General features: G+C 67.9%; 18 protein-coding genes. 12 read left to right on the top strand and 6 right to left on the bottom strand.

What is annotated here, in order from left to right:
* Positions 1–2: 2 nt before the first annotated feature.
* From AC1DBL_RS11600 to AC1DBL_RS11590, 3 genes are all read right to left on the bottom strand, one after another.
* Positions 3–1,082, bottom strand: coding sequence for a PEP/pyruvate-binding domain-containing protein (locus AC1DBL_RS11600; protein WP_441418613.1), 1,080 nt, complete (start codon positions 1,080–1,082; stop codon positions 3–5).
* Between the two features lie 5 nt (positions 1,083–1,087).
* Positions 1,088–2,362 (bottom strand): cytochrome P450, encoded by a 1,275-nt coding sequence (locus AC1DBL_RS11595; RefSeq protein ID WP_476926143.1) that lies wholly within the window; start codon positions 2,360–2,362, stop codon positions 1,088–1,090.
* Between the two features lie 328 nt (positions 2,363–2,690).
* Positions 2,691–3,485 (bottom strand): IclR family transcriptional regulator, encoded by a 795-nt coding sequence (locus AC1DBL_RS11590; protein ID WP_441418611.1) that lies wholly within the window; start codon positions 3,483–3,485, stop codon positions 2,691–2,693.
* 326 nt (positions 3,486–3,811) lie between these two features.
* Here AC1DBL_RS11590 and AC1DBL_RS11585 point away from each other — a divergent pair, with 326 nt between their 5' ends.
* The 5 genes from AC1DBL_RS11585 (at position 3,812) to arsA (ending at position 10,682) form a co-directional block, all read left to right on the top strand.
* Positions 3,812–4,516, top strand: a complete 705-nt coding sequence (locus AC1DBL_RS11585) for a TetR/AcrR family transcriptional regulator (RefSeq protein ID WP_476926142.1) — start codon at positions 3,812–3,814, stop codon at positions 4,514–4,516.
* Between the two features lie 130 nt (positions 4,517–4,646).
* Positions 4,647–5,903: an acyl-CoA dehydrogenase family protein gene (locus AC1DBL_RS11580; RefSeq protein ID WP_441418609.1), complete on the top strand. Its 1,257-nt coding sequence runs from the start codon at positions 4,647–4,649 to the stop codon at positions 5,901–5,903.
* A 29-nt stretch (positions 5,904–5,932) separates the two neighbouring features.
* Positions 5,933–7,129 (top strand): acetyl-CoA C-acetyltransferase, encoded by a 1,197-nt coding sequence (locus AC1DBL_RS11575; protein ID WP_441418608.1) that lies wholly within the window; start codon positions 5,933–5,935, stop codon positions 7,127–7,129.
* 23 nt (positions 7,130–7,152) lie between these two features.
* The gene (locus AC1DBL_RS11570; RefSeq protein ID WP_476926141.1) at positions 7,153–8,715 is read left to right on the top strand and encodes a long-chain-fatty-acid--CoA ligase; all 1,563 of its coding nucleotides are present in this window, start codon (positions 7,153–7,155) and stop codon (positions 8,713–8,715) included.
* 203 nt (positions 8,716–8,918) lie between these two features.
* Positions 8,919–10,682, top strand: a complete 1,764-nt coding sequence (gene arsA / locus AC1DBL_RS11565; protein ID WP_476926140.1) for an arsenical pump-driving ATPase — start codon at positions 8,919–8,921, stop codon at positions 10,680–10,682.
* Positions 10,683–10,716: 34 nt separating this feature from the next.
* Here the strand turns inward: arsA and AC1DBL_RS11560 are convergent, their stop codons facing one another.
* The 3 genes from AC1DBL_RS11560 to AC1DBL_RS11550 form a co-directional block, all read right to left on the bottom strand.
* Positions 10,717–10,950 (bottom strand): hypothetical protein, encoded by a 234-nt coding sequence (locus AC1DBL_RS11560; RefSeq protein ID WP_441418605.1) that lies wholly within the window; start codon positions 10,948–10,950, stop codon positions 10,717–10,719.
* Between the two features lie 76 nt (positions 10,951–11,026).
* A complete protein-coding gene (locus AC1DBL_RS11555; protein WP_476926139.1) occupies positions 11,027–11,551 on the bottom strand; it encodes an N-acetyltransferase family protein in 525 nt (174 codons plus the stop codon).
* Entirely contained in the window at positions 11,548–11,898 is a 351-nt protein-coding gene (locus AC1DBL_RS11550) for an ArsR/SmtB family transcription factor (RefSeq protein WP_175322642.1), read from the bottom strand. Before AC1DBL_RS11550 ends, AC1DBL_RS11555 begins: the two co-directional genes overlap by 4 nt.
* Positions 11,899–12,065: 167 nt before the next feature.
* On the opposite strand from AC1DBL_RS11550, the gene arsB reads away from it, so the two are divergent.
* From arsB to AC1DBL_RS11515, 7 genes are all read left to right on the top strand, one after another.
* Entirely contained in the window at positions 12,066–13,157 is a 1,092-nt protein-coding gene (gene arsB / locus AC1DBL_RS11545) for an ACR3 family arsenite efflux transporter (RefSeq protein ID WP_476926225.1), read from the top strand.
* A 24-nt stretch (positions 13,158–13,181) separates the two neighbouring features.
* Positions 13,182–13,604, top strand: a complete 423-nt coding sequence (locus AC1DBL_RS11540; protein WP_441418603.1) for an arsenate reductase ArsC — start codon at positions 13,182–13,184, stop codon at positions 13,602–13,604.
* A gap of 27 nt (positions 13,605–13,631) precedes the next feature.
* A complete protein-coding gene (locus AC1DBL_RS11535; RefSeq protein ID WP_476926138.1) occupies positions 13,632–15,014 on the top strand; it encodes an FAD-dependent oxidoreductase in 1,383 nt (460 codons plus the stop codon).
* Between the two features lie 21 nt (positions 15,015–15,035).
* Entirely contained in the window at positions 15,036–16,253 is a 1,218-nt protein-coding gene (locus tag AC1DBL_RS11530; RefSeq protein ID WP_476926137.1) for an MFS transporter, read from the top strand.
* A 129-nt stretch (positions 16,254–16,382) separates the two neighbouring features.
* A complete protein-coding gene (locus AC1DBL_RS11525; RefSeq protein WP_476926136.1) occupies positions 16,383–16,925 on the top strand; it encodes a DinB family protein in 543 nt (180 codons plus the stop codon).
* A gap of 77 nt (positions 16,926–17,002) precedes the next feature.
* On the top strand, positions 17,003–17,428 hold the full coding sequence (gene arfB / locus AC1DBL_RS11520) for an alternative ribosome rescue aminoacyl-tRNA hydrolase ArfB (RefSeq protein WP_476892626.1): 426 nt from the start codon (positions 17,003–17,005) through the stop codon (positions 17,426–17,428).
* Positions 17,429–17,627: 199 nt separating this feature from the next.
* The gene (locus AC1DBL_RS11515) at positions 17,628–18,737 is read left to right on the top strand and encodes a cytochrome P450 (protein ID WP_476926135.1); all 1,110 of its coding nucleotides are present in this window, start codon (positions 17,628–17,630) and stop codon (positions 18,735–18,737) included.
* The last annotated feature ends 2 nt before the right edge of the window (positions 18,738–18,739 follow it).

The following is an 18,739-nucleotide window of genomic DNA, read 5'->3' as shown; positions in this document are numbered from 1 at the left end:
TACTAGGCGGACGCCTTGGGCGTCCCGGCGCTGAATCCGCTGAAGAAGCCTCCAGCGACCACCGGTTGCGGGGCCGTGACGACGGCGGGCTTGGAGGAGTGGACGGTTTCCGGGCGGGACTGCAGCAGGAGCAGGTTCGCGCCGTCCGGCAGGTCCGTGTCAAGGGCCCACTCGATGTCCTGCGGGCACTTGTAGTGTTTCTCCGCGCGCTTGGCCATCAGCGCCACGGCGCTGAGTTCAGCGTCGCTGAGGCTGCGCCGGCCGCGGCGTTCGGCGTCGACTTCCCGCTCCACCAGGCGGCCGGCAACGGCGTCCGGGACGAGTTCGGCGTGCTTGTCGCCGAGGTGTTCGGAGATGACGGCCAGGGTGACTTTGTCCAGCATGATGTTGTCCGGGGTGACCTGGCCTGAGACCACCATCTCGCCGACGCCGTAAGAGGAGTCGATGGTGATCTTGGAGCGGTCGCCGTTGGTGGGGTCCATGGTGATCGCGACGCCGGAGACGCGGGCGTTGACCATCTTCTGCACCACGACGGCCATCGAGAGGCCCTCGTTGGGGATGCTGTTCTTCAGCCGGTAAATGATGGCGCGGGAGGTGAACAGCGATGCCCAGCACTGCCGGATGTGATCGGTGACGGCCTTGACGCCGTGCAGCCAGAGATAGGTGTCCTGCTGACCGGCGAAGGAGGCGTCCGGGAGGTCCTCGGCGGTGGCGCTGGAGCGCACGGCCACCGGCACGGGCGCCTCGAAGCGTGACATCAGGGCCTCGTAGGCGCCGACGGTGAGCTCGCGCAGCGCTTGCGGCACCGGGCGGGAGCAGATGTCCTCGCGGATGGCGGCCGAGACCTTATCCACCTGGCCCATGTCCTCGGGGTCGAGATCGGCAAGGAGCTGGTGAATATGCCGGGTGATGCCGGCTTCCTGCATAAAGGCGTCAAACTGCGCGGTGGTGACCACGAAGCCTGGCGGGACGGGCATGCCGGCGGAAGTCATGGTGACCAGGGACGCGCCCTTGCCGCCAAGGTTGTCGAGCTTCGGTTCGATGCCGCCGTCGAAGAACTGGATGTACTCGTTGCTTTGCATTTTCCTTAGGCCTTCCAGCTGACGGGGACGGTCTCGGGGACGCGGAAGGACAGGTTTTCGCGGAAGGTGATGGCTTCCGGGTTCTCCAGCTGCAGTTCCGGGGCGAGCCGGGCCACTTCCTCAAGGGCAATCTTGGCCTGGAGCTTGGCCAGCATGTTGCCCAGGCAGTAGTGGATGCCGAACCCGAAGGAGAGGTGCTCGCGGGCGTTGGGACGGCTGATGTCGAAGTCCTCGCCGGCGTCGAACTTGTTCTCGTCACGGTTGGCAGAGCCCATCAGGAGCAGCAGCTGCGCGCCTTCCTCGATGGGGACGCCGCCGACTTCGGTGTCTGTGAGCGCCTTGCGCCGCCAGCCGACGATCGAGCCGGCGTAGCGGAGCACCTCGTCGATTGCGGCGGCGATCTTCTTGGGGTCCTCGACCAGCTGCTTCCACTGGCCGGGGCGGGCCAGGAGCTCGCGGAGGGCGTTGGAGATCAGCGTGGTGGTGGTCTCGTGGCCGGCGAAAAGCAGGCTGTACAGGACCGAGGCGATCTCATGGTCGGAGATCTCGGCACCCTCCTGCTGCGCCTTCACCAGGTCCGCGGTGAGGTTGTCGCCGCCCTCCTCATGGGCCACCTTGACCAGGCGGAGACATTCCTGCCAGTACTCCACCAGGTTGTGGGCGTGCGGGATCTGCTCCTCGTCGCTGAGGTCGCCCCAGGTCATCGCCGCGCGGGAATCGCTCCAGCGCTTGAAGGTGTCCACCTGGGAGACATCCGCGCCGATCAGGGTGAGGATGGTGATGGTGGGCACGTCGTAGGCGAGATCCTTGACCATGTCGCCGCGGTGTTCCGGGTGGGCCAGCATCTTCTCCAGCAGGTCGACGACGTTCTGCCGGATGAACGGTTCCAGCGCCTTGTAGCGGCGCGGCGTGAAGGCTTTCTGGACCACGGCGCGGATGCGGGTGTGCTCCGGCGGGCGCCGCGCCGACAGGCCCGAGTAGGCGGTGAACCCGCCCTCTTCCATGATCTTCTTCGCCGCAGCGCCGCGCTCGCGGACCGGGGCCTGGGCATTTTCGCTGGAGAAGGTCTCCCAGTCCTCAAAGACGGCCTTGATGTCGTCATAGCGGGAGACGACGTAGAGGCCCACCCGCTGGTCGAACATCACGGGCTCGGCCCGGAGTTCTGCGTAGGCGGGAAACGGATCCTTCATCTGGAACGGCTCATAGCCGTGGTGCCCTGCGGGGGCTTCGGCGCCGTGTCCAAAGGGACAGCGGCCGGCCGTTTCCGTCGAGGGTGACATCTAAGCTCCTAGGTTTTCGGTCCCGCCGGCAGCGCCAGTGCATGCCGGGGTTCTTATCTCCCAGTGTGGCCCCGGTCACTCCCCGCGGATAGCGTGTGCTTCCACTGGGTGGAAAGGACTTGTTCCAGGGCCGGGCCCGGCCGATCCCCCTGGACAGCGTCGGGCCGGGGGTGCGGGGTGCGGCCCGGGGTGCGGGGGCACTTCGACGCGGCCACGCCGCCAACACAGCGGCCGACGTCGAAGATTGCCGTCAAAGTGCTTGCCGTCAAAGTGCCCCCGGACGGACCCTCCGGCGCCGGGAGCAGACAGCACTCGGGGCGTGCCCGGCTCAGTCCGTGCCGGCGACGTGGCTGCCCAGCAGCGTCTCCAGCGGGATCCTCGCGGTGGCACGCTCAATCTGGGCTGCGATGCCCCGCAGGACGGGCAGGTGCCGGGTCATTGTGGCGGCCTGGCTGGTGGGAAGCACCAGGCCGATGGAGGCGCCGATCCTGCCGGTATGGAAGACCGGGACCGCGATCGAACAGGAGCCCAGCCGCACCTCCTCCAGCGTGGTGGCGTACCCCTGCTCCCGGATCTGGACCAGTTCCGCGGCCAGCTTTTTGGGGTCCACATGGGTGTGGGCGGTGTGCCGCTCCAGCTGCCGGTTCAGGTACGCGTCCCGGACCCAGTCCTGCTCGTAAGCCAGGATCACCTTGCCGACGGCGGTCGCGTGCATGGGCAGCCGGCCGCCGACCCGGGAGGCCCGCGGCACCCGTTTTGAACCGTAAACGCGGTCGATATAGAGCACCTCGTGGCCGGCCCGGACCGCAAGGTGCGCGGTTTCCCCCGTGAGCGAGAACAAATCCTGCACGTAGGGCCTGGCCGCGTCACGCAGCTGCCTCCCCGTGTTCTGCGCCAGCTCCCACAGCCGGATGCCCAGCTGGTAGCGCCCGTTCGGTTCCCGGGACAGGAATCCCCACGCGGTGAGTTCGGTGACCAGCCGGTGGGCCGTACTCAGCGGCAGCCCGGATTTCTCGGCGATCCCGGTCAGGCTGAGGGCACCACGGGATGTTTCGAAGGCTTCCAGGATGGCGAGGACCTTCGAGGTAACGGTCCTGCCGGGTTCGCTACTGCCTCCAGCCATCCTGACCTCCTTGTCGAGGGCTCATCCCGCCCTTCTGTTCAAAAAGCTCCAGCCCCTTTTCGAGCAACATCCTGCGGGTCATCTGCTTCTGAACTTCTCGGATGCTTGCTACTCCCCAGATTAGTGCCGTCAGGCTACCCCGCCGCCGCGTCCGCACCGGCCGGCAGGGCGACCGGCGCGCTCCAGCCCGGTTTTCGGCTGAAACAACAACGCCGGGTCGGAGACACGCCGGAGTGTTCCGCGCGTCGGAGCTAACAACCGGGCAGGAGCGCGGCCTCGGCTCCCGGCCCGGATCGGATAGCCGCGGTTGTGCTAGATTTCGGCCCATGACCTCGCACCCGCCAAGCCACCATGCCGACGCGCCCGCCGCCGCCGCTATCGGGCTGTTGGCGAGGCAGGGCTATGACGCAACGTCCGTAGAAGACCTTGCGGACGCCGCGGGCATGAGCCGCAGCACCTTCTTTCGGAAGTTCGGCTCCAAGGAGGATGTGGTCTTCGCGGACCACGAGCGGATCCTGCGGCAGGTGACGGACAGCCTGGCGGAAACGATGCAGGAACCACTGGCAGCGATCGGGGACGCGGCGCTGCTGGTTTTCAACCACCACTTGCGGAACGGGGAAACGTCCCGGGCGCGTTATGAACTGATGCAGGCCGTCCCCGCGCTGCGGGACCGGGAGCTGGTCACCTCGCACCGGTACGAGAGGGCGTTCCTCCAGCACCTGCTGGACAAGCTGCCCGACGCCGAGCACCGCGAGTACAAGGCCGTCTCCTTCGCCGCGGCCGTCGTCGCGGTCCACAACGCCTTCCTCCGGCGCTGGCTTCGCAGCGGGGCGGCCCAGGAAACCGAGTCGGCCGCCCGGGACAGGGCAACGGCGCTCGCGAACGAGCTTCAGGCCCTCTCCGAGATCTTCCGGCCGGTCTTACTGGGCTCCGGACCGGCGCACCCGGCCCCCGCCGTCGTCGTGACTGTCCTCGCGGCAGGCGCAGACAAGGACTCGATAGTGCAGGCCGTCCGCGATGCCCTGCCCTAGGCTCGACACGCCACTTCTGGCACTGAGTTTCTTGACGTGAGACTCCGTTTCAATGCATCCTTAGTCGGTGTGGCCTGAACCACACTACGCGGGGCGGAGAAACCCCGCGCCCCAGACAGAGGACTTACCCATGACGACGACGTCGCCCGGTTCCGGGCTCACCGCCACAGCGGCCACGGACGAATTTCCGCTCGGCACGGTCGAACCCGACTACGTGCTCACCGAAGCCCTGGGCACGGATCCCGCCTCCGTGTTCGCCACGATCGGCGACGAGGACCGCGGCTACTGGGAACGTGCCCGCAACTTCGTCCAGGCCGAGGTACTTCCAGTCATAGACAGTTACTGGGAGCGCGCCGAGTATCCGCTGCACCTCCTACGCCGCCTCGGCGAGCTGGACCTGCTGCGCGACGGCGTCCCCGTGGAAGGGTTCCCCGCGATGACCAGCATGGCCGCCGGCCTGGTGAACATGGAGATCAGCCGAGGCGACGGCTCCGTGGCGACCATGATCGCGGTCCAGGGCGGGCTCGCCCTGCGGTCCGTAGCGGAGTGCGGGTCTGCCGAGCAGAAGGAACGCTGGCTGCCGGCGATCGCCGCCGGCACGGAATACGCCGCGTTTGCGCTGACGGAACCGACCCACGGCTCGGATTCGGTGGCCCTTGAATCCACGGCCACCAGCACGGAGGGCGGCTTCCTTCTCAACGGCGAAAAGAAATGGATCGGCAACGGCTCCGTCGGCGGCGTCAGCGTGGTGTGGGCCAGGGGTGAGGACGGCCAGGTTCACGGCTATCTGGTACCGCAGGACTCCCCCGGCTACTCCGCTACAAGGATCGAAGGCAAGCTGGCCTTGCGTGCCATCTGGCAGGCCCACATCCGGCTCGAAAACGTCTTCGTCCCGCAGGAGAACGTGCTGCCGGGGGCGCGGACCTTCAAGGACACGGCCCGCGTCCTGCTGGCGACCCGGCTCGGCGTCGCCTGGTCCGCCGTCGGACATGCCACCGCCTGCTACGAAACCGCGGTTCAGTACGCCAAGCAGCGCGTGCAGTTCGGCCGGCCGCTGGCTGCTTCCCAGATCGTGCAGGAAAGACTGGCCCGGATGCTCAGCGAACTGGCCACCATGCAGCTGATGGTCGTCCAGATGACCCGCCTCGACGAGGAAGGGTCGCTCACCCCCGAGCAAGCCTCACTGGCCAAATACACCTGCACCCGCACAGCCCGCGGCATTGCCTCCAACGCCCGGGATCTCCTCGGCGGCAACGGCATCCTGCTGGCCAACCGCGTCGCCCGGCATTTGGCCGACATCGAAGCCATCCACACCTACGAGGGCACCGAGACCATGCAGGCGCTCATCATCGGCCGCGGAATCACCGGCACCTCAGCCTTCGCCTGACCAACGTTGTTCCTCCGAAAGGACTTCCCATGAACCAGAATGCCAACATCCCCGTCATCCTCGGCGGCGCCCGGACACCTTTCGGCCGCTTCCGCGGCGGCCTGACACCCTTCTCGTCCAGCGAGCTGGGCGCCCACGCCATCCGTGCCGCGCTGGAGCGCACCGGTGTCTCCCCGGAACAGGTCGGCGCGGTCATCGTCGGACAGGTCATCCAGGCCGGAGCAGGCCAGGGCCCAGCGCGCCAGGCCAGCCTGGCCGCCGGCATCGGCTGGGACGTGCCCACCGTGACGATTAACAAGCTCTGCCTCTCCGGGCTCACGGCCGTCATCGACGCCGCCAGGATGATCCGGGCCGGGGAGGCCGACTTCATCGTCGCCGCAGGCCAGGAATCCATGACCAACGCCCCGCACCTGGTCCCGGGGCTGCGCGCAGGTGTCGTCATCGGTGACGCACCCATGCTCGACTCCCTGAACCACGACGGCCTGCAGGACCCGGTCAGTGGCAAGCTGATGGGCGAAGCCACCGACGCAGGAAACACCGAGCGGGGCATCAGCCGGGCCGAGCAGGACGCCGTCGCGGCCCGCTCCCACCAGCGCGCCGAGGCGGCACGCGCCGCCGGGGTGCTTGCGGAGGAAATTGCGCCCATCCAGGTGCCGCAACGCAAGGGGCCCGCCCTGACGCTGGAACACGACGAGGGAATCCGGCCGGAGACCACCGCCGAATCCCTGGCCCAGCTCCGGCCCGCCTTCTCGAAAGACGAAGCGGCAACCATCACCGCCGGTTCGGCCTCGCCGCTTTCCGATGGCGCCGCCGCGCTGGTGATTGCCAGCAAGGCCGCGGCCATCGCCGCCGGCCTGGACTGGATCGCCGAAATCGGCGCCCACGGCCAGACCGCGGGACCGGACGGATCCCTGCACTCCCAGCCGGCCCGTGCCATTGAACGCGCCTTGTCTCAGGAGGGGCTCACCGCCGGGGACCTCGACCTGGTCGAAATCAACGAAGCCTTCGCCTCGGTCCTCATCCAGTCAGCCAACGACCTCGGCATCGAGACCGACGTCGTCAACGCCGACGGCGGTGCAATCGCCCTCGGCCACCCGGTGGGGGCTTCGGGCGCCCGCCTGGTCCTGCACCAGGCGCTGGCGCTGAAGCGCCGCGGCGGAGGCACCGGCGTCGTCGCCCTCTGCGGCGGCGGCGGCCAGGGCGATGCCCTGATCCTCAAAGCTTAATCAACCCTACGAAGAAGCAGGCCATGACCAACACCACCACCGGCGACGGCTTCGCCACCATTTCCGTTGCGGCGATCCTGGCGGAATCCGCCAAGCGGACGCCGGACAGCGTCGCCCTCATCGTCGGTGTCGACGAAACCAGCTACGGAGATCTGTGGCGTGAGACGCGCGCCTACGCCGGGGCGCTCCGGGCGCGCGGCGTCGGCCCGGGAGAAGCCGTCGCCGTCCTGATCCCCAACGTCCCGGATTTCGCCCGCGTCTACTACGCCGTCCTGTCGCTGGGAGCCATTGTGGTTCCGGTGCACGCCCTGCTCAAGGCACGCGAAATCGAATACGTCCTCCAGGACAGCGGCGCCAGAATGTTGATCTGCGCCGCCGCGCTGCTCGAGGAAGGTGCCGCCGGCGCCGCCAGCACCGGCGTCGATGTCCTGACGGTCATGGCGCCCGACGACGACGGACTGCCGCGGCTCGAGGCCGAGGCCGCCGCGGCCGAGCCCATCCGCAGCTACGTCCCGTGCCGTCCCTCGGACACCGCCACCATCCTCTATACCTCCGGCACCACCGGCAAACCGAAGGGCGCCCTGGGCACGCACTTCGCCCTGGTGGAACAGACGTCCGTGATCCTGACCAGCGTCATGGACTTCAAGCGGGGCGACGTTCTCTTCGGCGGCCTGCCGCTCTTCCACACCTTCGGCCAGACGGTTGTCCTCAACGCCGGTCTCCGCGCGGGTGCCACGATCGTGATGATGCCCCGCTTCAGCGGCGAGGGCGCCCTGGCGCTGCTGGACCGGCACAAGGTCAATATCTTTGTCGGGGTACCGACGATGTACGTGGCGCTTCTGGAAGCGGCCAAGACGACGGCGGCCCGCCCGGCCGCTCTCCGTTACGGCGTCTCGGGCGGGGCGTCGTTGCCGCTTGCGGTGATGGACAAGTTCCGCGACGTCTTTGGGGTGGAGATCCACGAAGGGTACGGCCTGACCGAAACGTCCCCCGTCGCCGCGTTCAACCACGTAGGCACGGCACCGAGGCCCGGCACCATCGGGATCCCGATCTGGGGCGTCGACATTGAAATCGCGCGCGCCGAAACTGTCGAAAGCATCGAACTGCTGCCGACCGGCGAACTCGGCGAGCTCGTCGTCCGCGGCCACCTGCTGATGAAGGGGTACTTGAACCGACCCGAGGCCACCGCCGAGGCCGTCGTGGACGGCTGGTTCCGGACCGGGGATCTTGGCACCAAGGACGAGGATGGCTACCTCACCATCGTGGACCGCAAGAAGGACATGATCATCCGGAACGGCTACAACGTCTACCCCCGTGAGGTCGAGGAAATTCTCCTCTCCCACCCCCAGGTTGTCAGCGCCGCCGTCTATGGAATCCCGCACGATGTCCACGGCCAGGAAATTGCGGCCGCGATCGTGCTCGATGCGGGGGCCGCCACCACCGAGACCGAGCTGATCGACTTCGCAAGCGCCCAGCTGGCTGCATACAAGTATCCGCGCGTCATCAGGCTGCTCACGGAACTCCCGCTCGGCCCCAGCGGGAAGATCCTCAAGCGAAGCCTGGCCGCCATGTCCCCCGGGGCCTGAGGCCGGTTGCGGCGACGGCGGGCAGGCCGGGTGGCATTGACGCTTATCGATATACTGACGGTAAGTGTCTTACTCAAGTCGGCGCGCCCCCGCCGGGGACCGTGCCGGTGTGAGCCAGCCAAGGAGAACTTCATGTCTGCTGCCCGAAGCCTTGAGCCGGCCGGACGCTGCGGCGGCTCGACAAGCTGCTGTGAGGTTCCGGCGTGAAATTTCTCGAGAATGCTCCGCGGTTCGTCTTCTTCACCGGCAAGGGTGGCGTAGGGAAAACGTCCATAGCGTGCGCAACAGCGCTAAGCCTCGCGAGGACCGGCCAGAGGGTCTTGTTGGTCAGCACCGACCCGGCCTCCAACGTCGGGCAGGTCTTCGGCCTGAGCATCGGGAACACGGTCACCCCCATCCCGGGCGCGCCGGGTCTCTCTGCCTTGGAAATTGACCCGGAGCAGGCCGTCGCGGCCTACCGGGAACGGATCCTCGCGCCCGTCCGGGGGCTCCTGCCCGAGTCGGAACTGGCCGGCATCACCGAGAGCCTCTCAGGTTCGTGCACCACGGAGATCGCCTCCTTCGACGAGTTCACCAACCTACTCGCCGACGACAGCTCCTACGGGGAATATGACCACATCATCTTCGATACCGCCCCGACGGGCCACACGCTCCGCCTGCTGCAACTGCCCGGCTCGTGGACCGATTTCCTGGCGGCCGGCAAGGGCGACCCGTCCTGCCTGGGCCCGCTGTCAGGACTCGAGAAGCACAAACAGGTGTACGCCACGGCAGTCCGGGCCCTCACCGATCCGACGAGGACCCGGCTTGTCCTGGTCACGCGTGCGCAGACTTCGTCCCTGAGCGAGATCGAGCGGACATATCTCGAACTCAACCAGATCGGAATCGGGGGCGGTTACGTCGTCGTCAACGGCCTCCTGCCGGAAGCCGCAGGCGAGGAGGAACTGGCGCGGGCCCTGAGGGCCCGCGAGTCCGCAGCCCTGGCCGCCATACCGGACGCCGTCGCCGGGCTGCCCCGCGATGTCCTGGAGCTGAAGCCGGGCAACATGGTCGGCATTCCGGCACTTGAGTCCCTGTTCGTAGCCACTTCCGACGCCGGAATCACGGCGGATGCGGCCCGGGTGACGGAAGTCCACGACGCCCCGCTGGCCGCCCTCGTGAACGAGTTGGAATCCGACGGCCACGGCCTCGTGCTGTGCATGGGCAAGGGCGGAGTCGGGAAGACCACCGTCTTTGCCGCCATCGCCGTCGCGCTGGCCAAAAGGGGCCATGCGGTCCACCTCACCACGACTGACCCCGCAGCCCATCTGACCGAAACACTTCACGGTTCCGTGAAGGGCCTGACGGTCTCGCGCATCGATCCGGAGGCGGCCATCCAGGAGTACCGCAGCCACGTCATGGCGACCAAAGGCCGGACCCTGGACGAGGAAGGACGTGCGGCGCTGGCCGAGGACCTGCTGTCCCCGTGCACCGACGAGGTGGCCGTGTTCCGCCAGTTCTCCCGGGTGGTGCAGGAGTCCCGCCGGCACTTTGTTGTCATCGACACCGCGCCCACCGGCCACACCCTGCTGCTCCTGGACGCCACGGGCTCCTACCACCGCGAAATTGCCCGCCAGGTCGGCGACACCATGGGGTTCGTAACGCCGCTCATGCGGTTACAGGACCCGGCACAGACCAAGGTTGTTCTCGTCACCCTGGCCGAACCGACGCCGGTGCTCGAAGCAGAGGAACTGCAGGCTGACCTGGAAAGGGCAGGGATTCATCCCTGGGCCTGGGTGGTCAACAACTCGATCGCCGCCGCGCACCCGGAAACGCCGTTCCTGCAGGCCCGCGCCGCGAGCGAAGTCGAACAGATTTCCAAGGTGCGGACCCTGACGGGCCGGGTAGCCCTGATTCCGTTGCTGCCCGACGAGCCCATCGGCGAAGACAAACTATCGGCCCTGACCGCCCTCAGCTCCCTGCCCGCCTGAGCTGGATCCGGGCCCGGCCTTCGCCGCAGCCCGGCTAGCCCTCCGGGCCGCGGTCCAGCAGCGCCTCGAGGTCCCGGGCCGTGGCATCCAGCCTGGCGATCGTGTCCCGCTGGATCGACCGCAGGTACTCGGCATCGGACTCGCCGTCCTGTACCCAGTCCTCATCTCCCGGTGCATCCATGGCCCGGCGCGTGTTGGCGGTGGCGATCCTGACGTTGTCCAGCATCGCGCGCAAGCGGTCCTCAGTGCTGGGGGTCTCGGTCTTCATGTGTCCTCCTTGCCTTTGGTCCTGTTGGCAGGTCACAGGGACTACCTTCCCCGTCGGCGCGTCGGCAGCACAAGAACTAAAAGACCCGGGTGCGCCGTTCAATCAGGACGGTGTCCTGCCACTGACCCGCGGCGGGACCATAAGCCATCCGGGCAATCTTTTCCCGCCGGCCGACCACCCTGAATCCGTGGGCAAGGTGCAGGTTCAGGCTCTGCTCGTTTTCAGGGAAGACGCTCGCCTGGAGGGTCCAGATGCCGTCCCGTTCCGTCGAAGCGATCAAGGACCGGAGGAGGACGGATCCAATCCGCCTGCCGCGTGCCGCCTCGGATACGTAAATGGAATGTTCCACCACGCCGGAGTAAACCGGGCGGCCGGATACGGCGGAGACGGCCGCCCAGCCGAGGATTCCGGCGTCGGGCGCCTCCGCCACCAGGCGGTGGGACGCAAGCCGCGAACCGTCAAAACGGGACCAGTCCGGCGCCTCGGCCTCGAACGTCGCCTGCCCGGTCGCGATTCCCTCGCTGTAGATCCGCCGGACGTCGGGCCAGTCCGATTCCCGCATCGGCCGGACAGTGACGTCCAGCGCGGCGGCCGCGCTCACAGGGAAGCCAGCAGGCCGGCCGTCTGCTCAAGGGCCCCGGGAACCAGCGAGTAATAAGCCCAGGTGCCGCGCTTCTCACGGTGCAGCAGGCCGGCGTCGACCAGAATCTTAAGGTGGTGCGACACGGTGGGCTGGCCCAGGTCAAGCGGCTCGGTGAGATCGCAGACGCACGCTTCCCCGTCGCCGGTGCCCTTGACGATGGAGAGCAGCCGGAGCCTGTTGGGGTCCGACAGGGCCTTGAAGACGAGGGCCTTTCGCTGGGCATCCTCTGCACTGAGGACCGGCTGGCCGGACGGTGCACAGCAGGCCTCGTCAAGGGCCGGTTCAAGGGTTTGCAGAGAGTTCATGCCTCTATTATGCACATTGATTGACATTCATCGATATAGTTGGCGATACTTCATATCGACAAGCATCAATTTATCGTAGCGCTGCACAGACAGCCCTGCACCAAAACGGCCGCGCCAGCGGAGCCACAAGCAGAACCGCGCCAGCGCAGCATAGGAGTTCCGTGAGCATCCAGACCGACCAGTCGCCCGCCCCTGAAGGTGAGGCTGCCCTCGCCGGCAAACTCTCCACCGTGGACCGTTTCCTCCCGGTGTGGATCATTGCCGCCATGGTCCTCGGACTGCTTCTGGGCAGCTTCATCCCGGGCCTGAACACCGCGCTGGAGGCGGTCAAGGTCGGCGAAGTGTCGCTGCCGATCGCCGTCGGCCTGCTGGTGATGATGTACCCGGTGCTCGCGAAGGTCCGCTACGACCAGACGCACCGCGTCATCGGCGACCGCAAACTGATGGTTACCTCACTGGTCCTGAACTGGGTGCTGGCCCCGGCGTTCATGTTCGCCCTGGCCTGGCTCTTCATCCCGGACCTGCCCGAGTACCGCACCGGGCTGATCATTGTCGGCCTGGCCCGCTGCATCGCGATGGTCATGATCTGGAACGACCTTGCCTGCGGCGACCGGGAAGCCGCCGCCGTGCTGGTAGCCATCAACTCCGTCTTCCAGGTCATCGCCTTCGGTGCGCTGGGCTGGTTCTACCTTCAGCTCCTGCCGTCCTTGCTTGGGCTGCCGACCACCAGCGCGGACTTCTCCTTCTGGTCCATCACCGCCTCCGTGCTGGTGTTCCTGGGGGTCCCGTTGCTGGCAGGCTTCCTGACCCGCACCATCGGCGAGAAAGCCAAGGGCCGCGACTGGTATGAAGGCACCTTGCTCCCCCGGCTCGGCCCGTGGGCGCTGTACGGTCTGCTTTTCACCATCACCTTGCTCTTCGCCCTGCAGGGCGGGACCATCACGTCCCGGCCCGTGGACGTCGCCCGGATCGCCTTGCCGCTGCTGGTCTACTTCCTGGTCGTGTTCGGCGCCGGGATGCTGGTCGGCAAGCGGCTGGACCTCGGCTACGCGAAGACCACCACGTTGGCGTTCACGGCTGCCGGCAACAACTTCGAACTCGCCATCGCCGTGGCGATCGGTACCTTCGGCGTCACCTCGGGACAAGCCCTGGCCGGCGTCGTCGGGCCCTTGATCGAAGTCCCCGTCCTCGTTGCACTGGTTTACGTGGCCCTCTGGGCCCGCAAGCGCTACTTTAGCCCCCATCCCCTTTCCGCCTAACCCCACAAACTTCAGGAGAACACCATGAGCACCGACACCGCCAAGAAGCCCTCCGTCCTTTTCGTTTGCGTCCACAATGCCGGCCGCTCCCAGATGGCCGCCGCCTTCCTCACCACCCTCGGCGAAGGCCGGATCGAGGTCCGCTCCGCCGGCTCGCAGCCAGCGGAGAAGGTGAACCCCGCCGCCGTCGAAGCCATGGCCGAACTCGGCATCGACATGTCCGCCGAGATCCCCAAGGTCCTCACCACCGAGGCCGTGAAAGAGTCCGACGTCGTCATCACCATGGGCTGCGGCGACACCTGCCCGATCTTCCCCGGCAAGCGCTACGAGGACTGGGAACTCGAGGATCCGGCGGGCCAGGGCGTCGACGCCGTCCGGCCCATCCGCGACGAAATCAAGTCCCGCATCGAGGGCCTCATCGCTTCCCTCACCCCCGCCGCCAAGTAGCCCCAACCGGAAGAAACAGAGGACACCATGGCTGTAGCCACAACCCTTCCCGTAGCTGTCATCGGAGCCGGGCCGATCGGCCTCGCCGCGGCAGCCCACCTGCTCGAGCGAGGCCTCGAGCCGCTCATTCTTGAGGCCGGCCCGACCCCGGCAGCCGCCATCGAGCAGTGGCGCCACATCCGGCTGTTCTCGCCGTGGCAGTACAACACCGACGCCGCCGCCGTCCGCCTGCTTGCCGCTACCGGCTGGGTAGCTCCTGAGCCGACGGCGCTGCCCACCGGCGGCGACCTCATCGACCGGTACCTCACCCCGTTGGCTTCACTCCCGGCGATCGCGTCACGCCTGCACACCGGCGCCCACGTCGTCGCGGTAACCCGTCTGGGAATGGACAAGACCCACAGCCGGAACCGTGACACCACCCCCTTCGTGGTCCGGGTTGAACACGCCGACGGCGAAGTCCGCGACTACCGGGCCGCCGCTGTCATTGACGCCTCCGGCACCTGGTCCACCCGCAACCCGCTCGGAACCTCGGGACTGCCCGCCGTCGGCGAAGCCGCCGCTGCCGGCCACATCTCCTCTCCCCTGCCGGACGTGCTGGCACGCCACCGTGGGGCCTTTGCCGGCCGCACCGCCGTCGTGGTCGGCGCGGGACACTCCGCCGCCAACACCCTGATCAACCTCTCCGAGCTCGCAAGCGAGGAGCCCGGGACGAAGATCGTCTGGGCGATCCGCGGCGCTTCGGCAGCCAAGGTCTACGGCGGCGGCGACGCCGACGGTCTCGCCGCCCGCGGCCAGCTCGGCAGCCGGCTCCGCGCCCTGGTGGAGGACGGCACCGTTGAGCTGCACACCGGCTTTGGTATCGCGGGCCTCGCCGCGGACGACGCCGCCGTCACCCTGACCGCCGCCGACGGCCGCACCCTCGTCGCCGACGTCGTCGTTCCGGCCACCGGGTTCCGCCCGAACCTCGACATGCTCCGGGAACTCCGGCTGGAGCTGGACCCCGGCGTCGAGGCACCGCGGGAACTCGGCCCGCTGATCGACCCCGAGTTCCACTCCTGCGGCACCGTGGAACCGCACGGCGCCAAGATGCTGGCCCACCCGGAGCAAGATTTCTACATCGTGGGCATGAAGTCCTACGGCCGGGCGCCGACCTTCCTGCTGGCCACCGGCTACGAACAGGTCCGTTCCGTCGCGGCCGCCCTGGCCGGGGACCGTGAAGCCGCCGACACCGTCCAGCTCGAACTGCCGGAGACCGGGGTCTGCTCCTCGGACATCGGCACCAGTTGCGACGTCCCGGCCGCGGCAACGGGTTTCGTGGCGGAAACCTCCGGCGGCTGCTGCGGGGCGCCCGAGCCCGTACTCGTCGGGTTCCCCACCGGCCTGGCGCACGGCCGCTCCGGCGATAACTGACCACCCGACCGGGACCTCCCGTTGCCAACGCACGCTCCCACCCCGACCCTCGTCGCGGAGGGCGCACCGCGTGGCGGCCTCGCCGCACTGTGCATCACCCAGACGACCGGGTGGGGCGTGCTCTATTACGCGCTAATCGCCGCGGTCCGGCCCATCAGCGGGGACACCGGCTGGGATCCCGCCGCGGTCACGGGAGCCTTTTCCGCAGGACTGCTGGTCTCCGCGGTGGCCGGCATCTTTGTGGGCAGGATCCTTGACCGAACCGGACCGCGCGCGTTGATGGTTGGCGGGTCCCTGATTGGCACAGTGGCTATGCTTCTCGTGGCTGCGGCGCCGAGCCTGCCGGTGTTTCTTGCCGCGTGGCTGCTTGCCGGTACCGCGCAAGCCGCAGTGCTGTATCAGCCGGCATTCACGGTGATCAGCCGCTGGTACGGACCCGCACGCATCAGGCCCCTGACCGTCCTGACCCTCGTGGCCGGATTCGCGTCCACGATCTTCGCCCCTGCCACCGCCGCCCTGACCGCCCTATTCGGCTGGCGGGCCGCCTTTGTCATCCTCGCCGGGAGCATGGCGATCATCACGGTTCCGCTGCATGCCCGATTCCTCAACCACAGCTGGTCCCCGGCGGCCGCCAACACGAACGCCGGGGACCGCCGTGCGCTGGCGCGGGATGTCCGGCGAAGCCCGGAATTCCTCGGCCTGCAGGCCCTCATGGCCCTCCTGTGCCTCGGGCTCTACACCGTGACCCTGAACATCATCCCGCTGTTGCTGGAAAAGGGCGCCGACTACGCCACGGCCGCTCTGGGGCTTGGCCTGGTGGGCGGCGGGCAGGTGGCTGGCCGGCTGTTGTTCGCCGCCATCCCGGCCGGCGCCCGGCTGCCCGGCATCACCGGCACGGCGGCGGGTGCCATCCTCCTCCTGGCGGCGCTGCCCGGCCCGGTGCCGGTACTGATCGCGGCCGGGATGGTCGCCGGCGCGGTCCGCGGGTGCCAGACCCTGCTGCAGGCCACGATCGTGGGTGACCGCTGGGGCACCCGGAGCCTGGGCACGCTGCAGGGGATCTTCTCGGCCCCGCTGACAGCAGTTACCGCCATCGCTCCGGCGGCGGGACCCATGCTGGCGGCCGGACTGGGCACGTACACGGGCATGACGTACGCCATGGCCGGTGCGGCCGGCACGGCAGCCGTCCTCGCCGCCGTCGTGAGCCAGCGCAAAGTCCGGCCGCACGCAATCAGCTGAGAAGCGTCGGGGTCCGGTCCCGCCTTCAGGCGCCATACTGAGGCCATGGGCCCGGAATCCCTCCGTACCGCGATCCGGGACCGCGGGCCCCTCGGAGGGCCGGGGAACTGAGGCAAGGGAGCGCAGACCATGGATCCGACGAAAGACGGGATCACAACCGGGTACCGCCACGCCATCCACGACCTCGCCGCCTGGCTGGGGAGCGCCACGCCCGCGGAACTTCGCCGGAAGAGCGCCGGCACCCGGTGGACCAACGAGGAACTCCTGTTCCACATGGTGTTCGGCTACATGGTCGTCCGTGCCCTGCTTCCCCTCGTCCGGGTGGTCAGCCGGCTCCCCAGGCCGGCAGCCACTGCCTTCGCCACAGCACTGAACGCCGCCACGGGACCCTTCGATGTGGTGAACTACTGGGGTTCGCGTGCCGCCGCCCTCGTCTACAACAGGCGCCGGATGGCCAGGAAACTTGAAAAAACTGTCACCGCGCTGATACGGCAACTGGAACGTGAGGACCCTGCCTCGCTCGCCAGGACCATGCCGTTTCCGGACCGGTGGGACCCGTTCTTCAAGCCGGTCATGACCCTCAACGACGTCTACGCCTACCCCACCCTTCACTTCGATTTCCACGCCAGGCAACTGAGCCTCCGCCCGCCGGACAGAGCAGGGAAGCGCTGACGGCGTGGGCCGACCCAACCCGTCCCGGCCCGAGGCGTGAGGCCACGATCCCCCGCATCGTGTGCGACGCTGGTTGCATGGACCTTGAGGTGTCGCCCGCGCTCACGATTCCCTCGTCCGAACTCCGCTGGCGGTTCTCGCGTTCCTCCGGGCCGGGAGGCCAGCACGTCAACACTTCGGACAGCCGCGTTGAACTCTCCTGGAACATCGCCGCCTCGGCAGCGCTCACGGACGACCAACGCGTGCTGCTGCTCGAACGGCTCGGACGACGGCGCCTCATCGGCGGGGTGGTCACCGTGACCGCATCGGAGCAACGGTCCCAGTTGCGCAATCGCGAGATCGCGCTGGCGAAGCTGTCCGAGCTCGTGGCTGCCGGCCTTGCCCCGGAAGCTGCTCCCCGCCGGCCGACCAAACCCACGCGGGGCTCGAACCGCCGCCGCCTCGCCGCAAAGGAACAACGGGCAGCGACAAAACGCCAGCGAAGGCGGCCTTCGGCGGAGTAGCGCGGCAGGCCCCGTCCGCACGCGGCGCCCCCTGTCGCCGCAGGCGGGCATTGGCTAAAATCAGGGTCCCCGGTCAATCGACCCGGGACCCCGGCGGTTCGGCCCGGCCGAAAGCCCGCCGGGCTGAGCAGAGAGGCCAGCCATGGACTTCGCCCCGGCCAATGAGCATCCTCTGGATCCCTTCCCTTATTACCAACGCATGCGGGAAGCAGCGCCCGTCTTTCACGACGAGCAGTCGGGCAGCTGGCATGTCTTCCGGTACGACGACGTGCAGCGGGTGCTCTCCGAACACGCCGCGTTTTCCTCGCGGATGCGTGGCGACGATCCTTCCGAGGCAGGACACCTGTTCGAGTCCAGCCTCATCACCACCGACCCTCCCCGGCACCGGCAGTTGCGCTCCCTGGTGACGCAGGCGTTCACGCCGAAAGCCGTGGACGCGCTTGCACCCCGCATCACGCAGCTCACCACCGAACTCCTCGGCGGGATCGCTTCACTCGGGACGGCGGACCTGATCCAGGCACTGGCGGTTCCGCTGCCGGTGATCGTGATCTCGGAACTGATGGGCGTGCCCGCCGAAGACCGTGACCGGTTCAAGCAGTGGTCCGACGTTATTGTCAGCCAAACGCGGACCGGCGCGATGAATGAGGACCACCGGGCCACCAATCTTGAGATGACGGCGTACTTCCTGGACCTGATCGAACAGCGTCGCAGCCGGCCCGGCAATGATTTGATCAGCAACCTGCTCTCCGCCGAGATCGACGGGCAGAAACTTAGCGTGGTCGAACTGCTGGGTTTCTGCAGTCTGCTGCTGGTCGCCGGCAATGAAACAACCACCAACCTGATCGGCAACGCCGTGCTCTGCTTCACTGAAGCGCCCGGCACCATCGATCGGCTGCTGCAGGAACCGGCGCTGCTCCCCCAGGCCATAGAAGAGGTACTCCGCTTTCGGTCGCCGGTGCAGTCCATGTACCGGATTGCTGTCGCCGACACCACCCTCGGCGAAGTTCAGATTCCGGCCGGCGCCCCGCTCGTGGCCTGGATCGGTTCCGCGAACCGCGACGAGCGGCAATTCCAGCGGGCGGCCGAGTTCGACGTCGACCGGGGCCAGCTCCGGCATCTGGCGTTCGGCCACGGCGTTCACTTTTGTCTCGGGGCCCCGCTGGCCAGGTTGGAGGCAAGGATCGCGCTGGAGGGCATCCTGTCCCGGCTGCCCGGCCTGACGCTGGCCCCGGGAGCGAGCCTGGAACGGATGGACAGCAGCATCGTCTATGGGCTGAAGGCGCTGCCGGCCAGCTGGCAGGCAGCCTGAAC

The sequence above is a fragment of the Arthrobacter sp. 10T44 genome (genome assembly GCF_056393885.1).
Note: the sequence above shows the minus strand (reverse complement) of the source record. Positions and strands in the feature narration are given on the sequence as shown.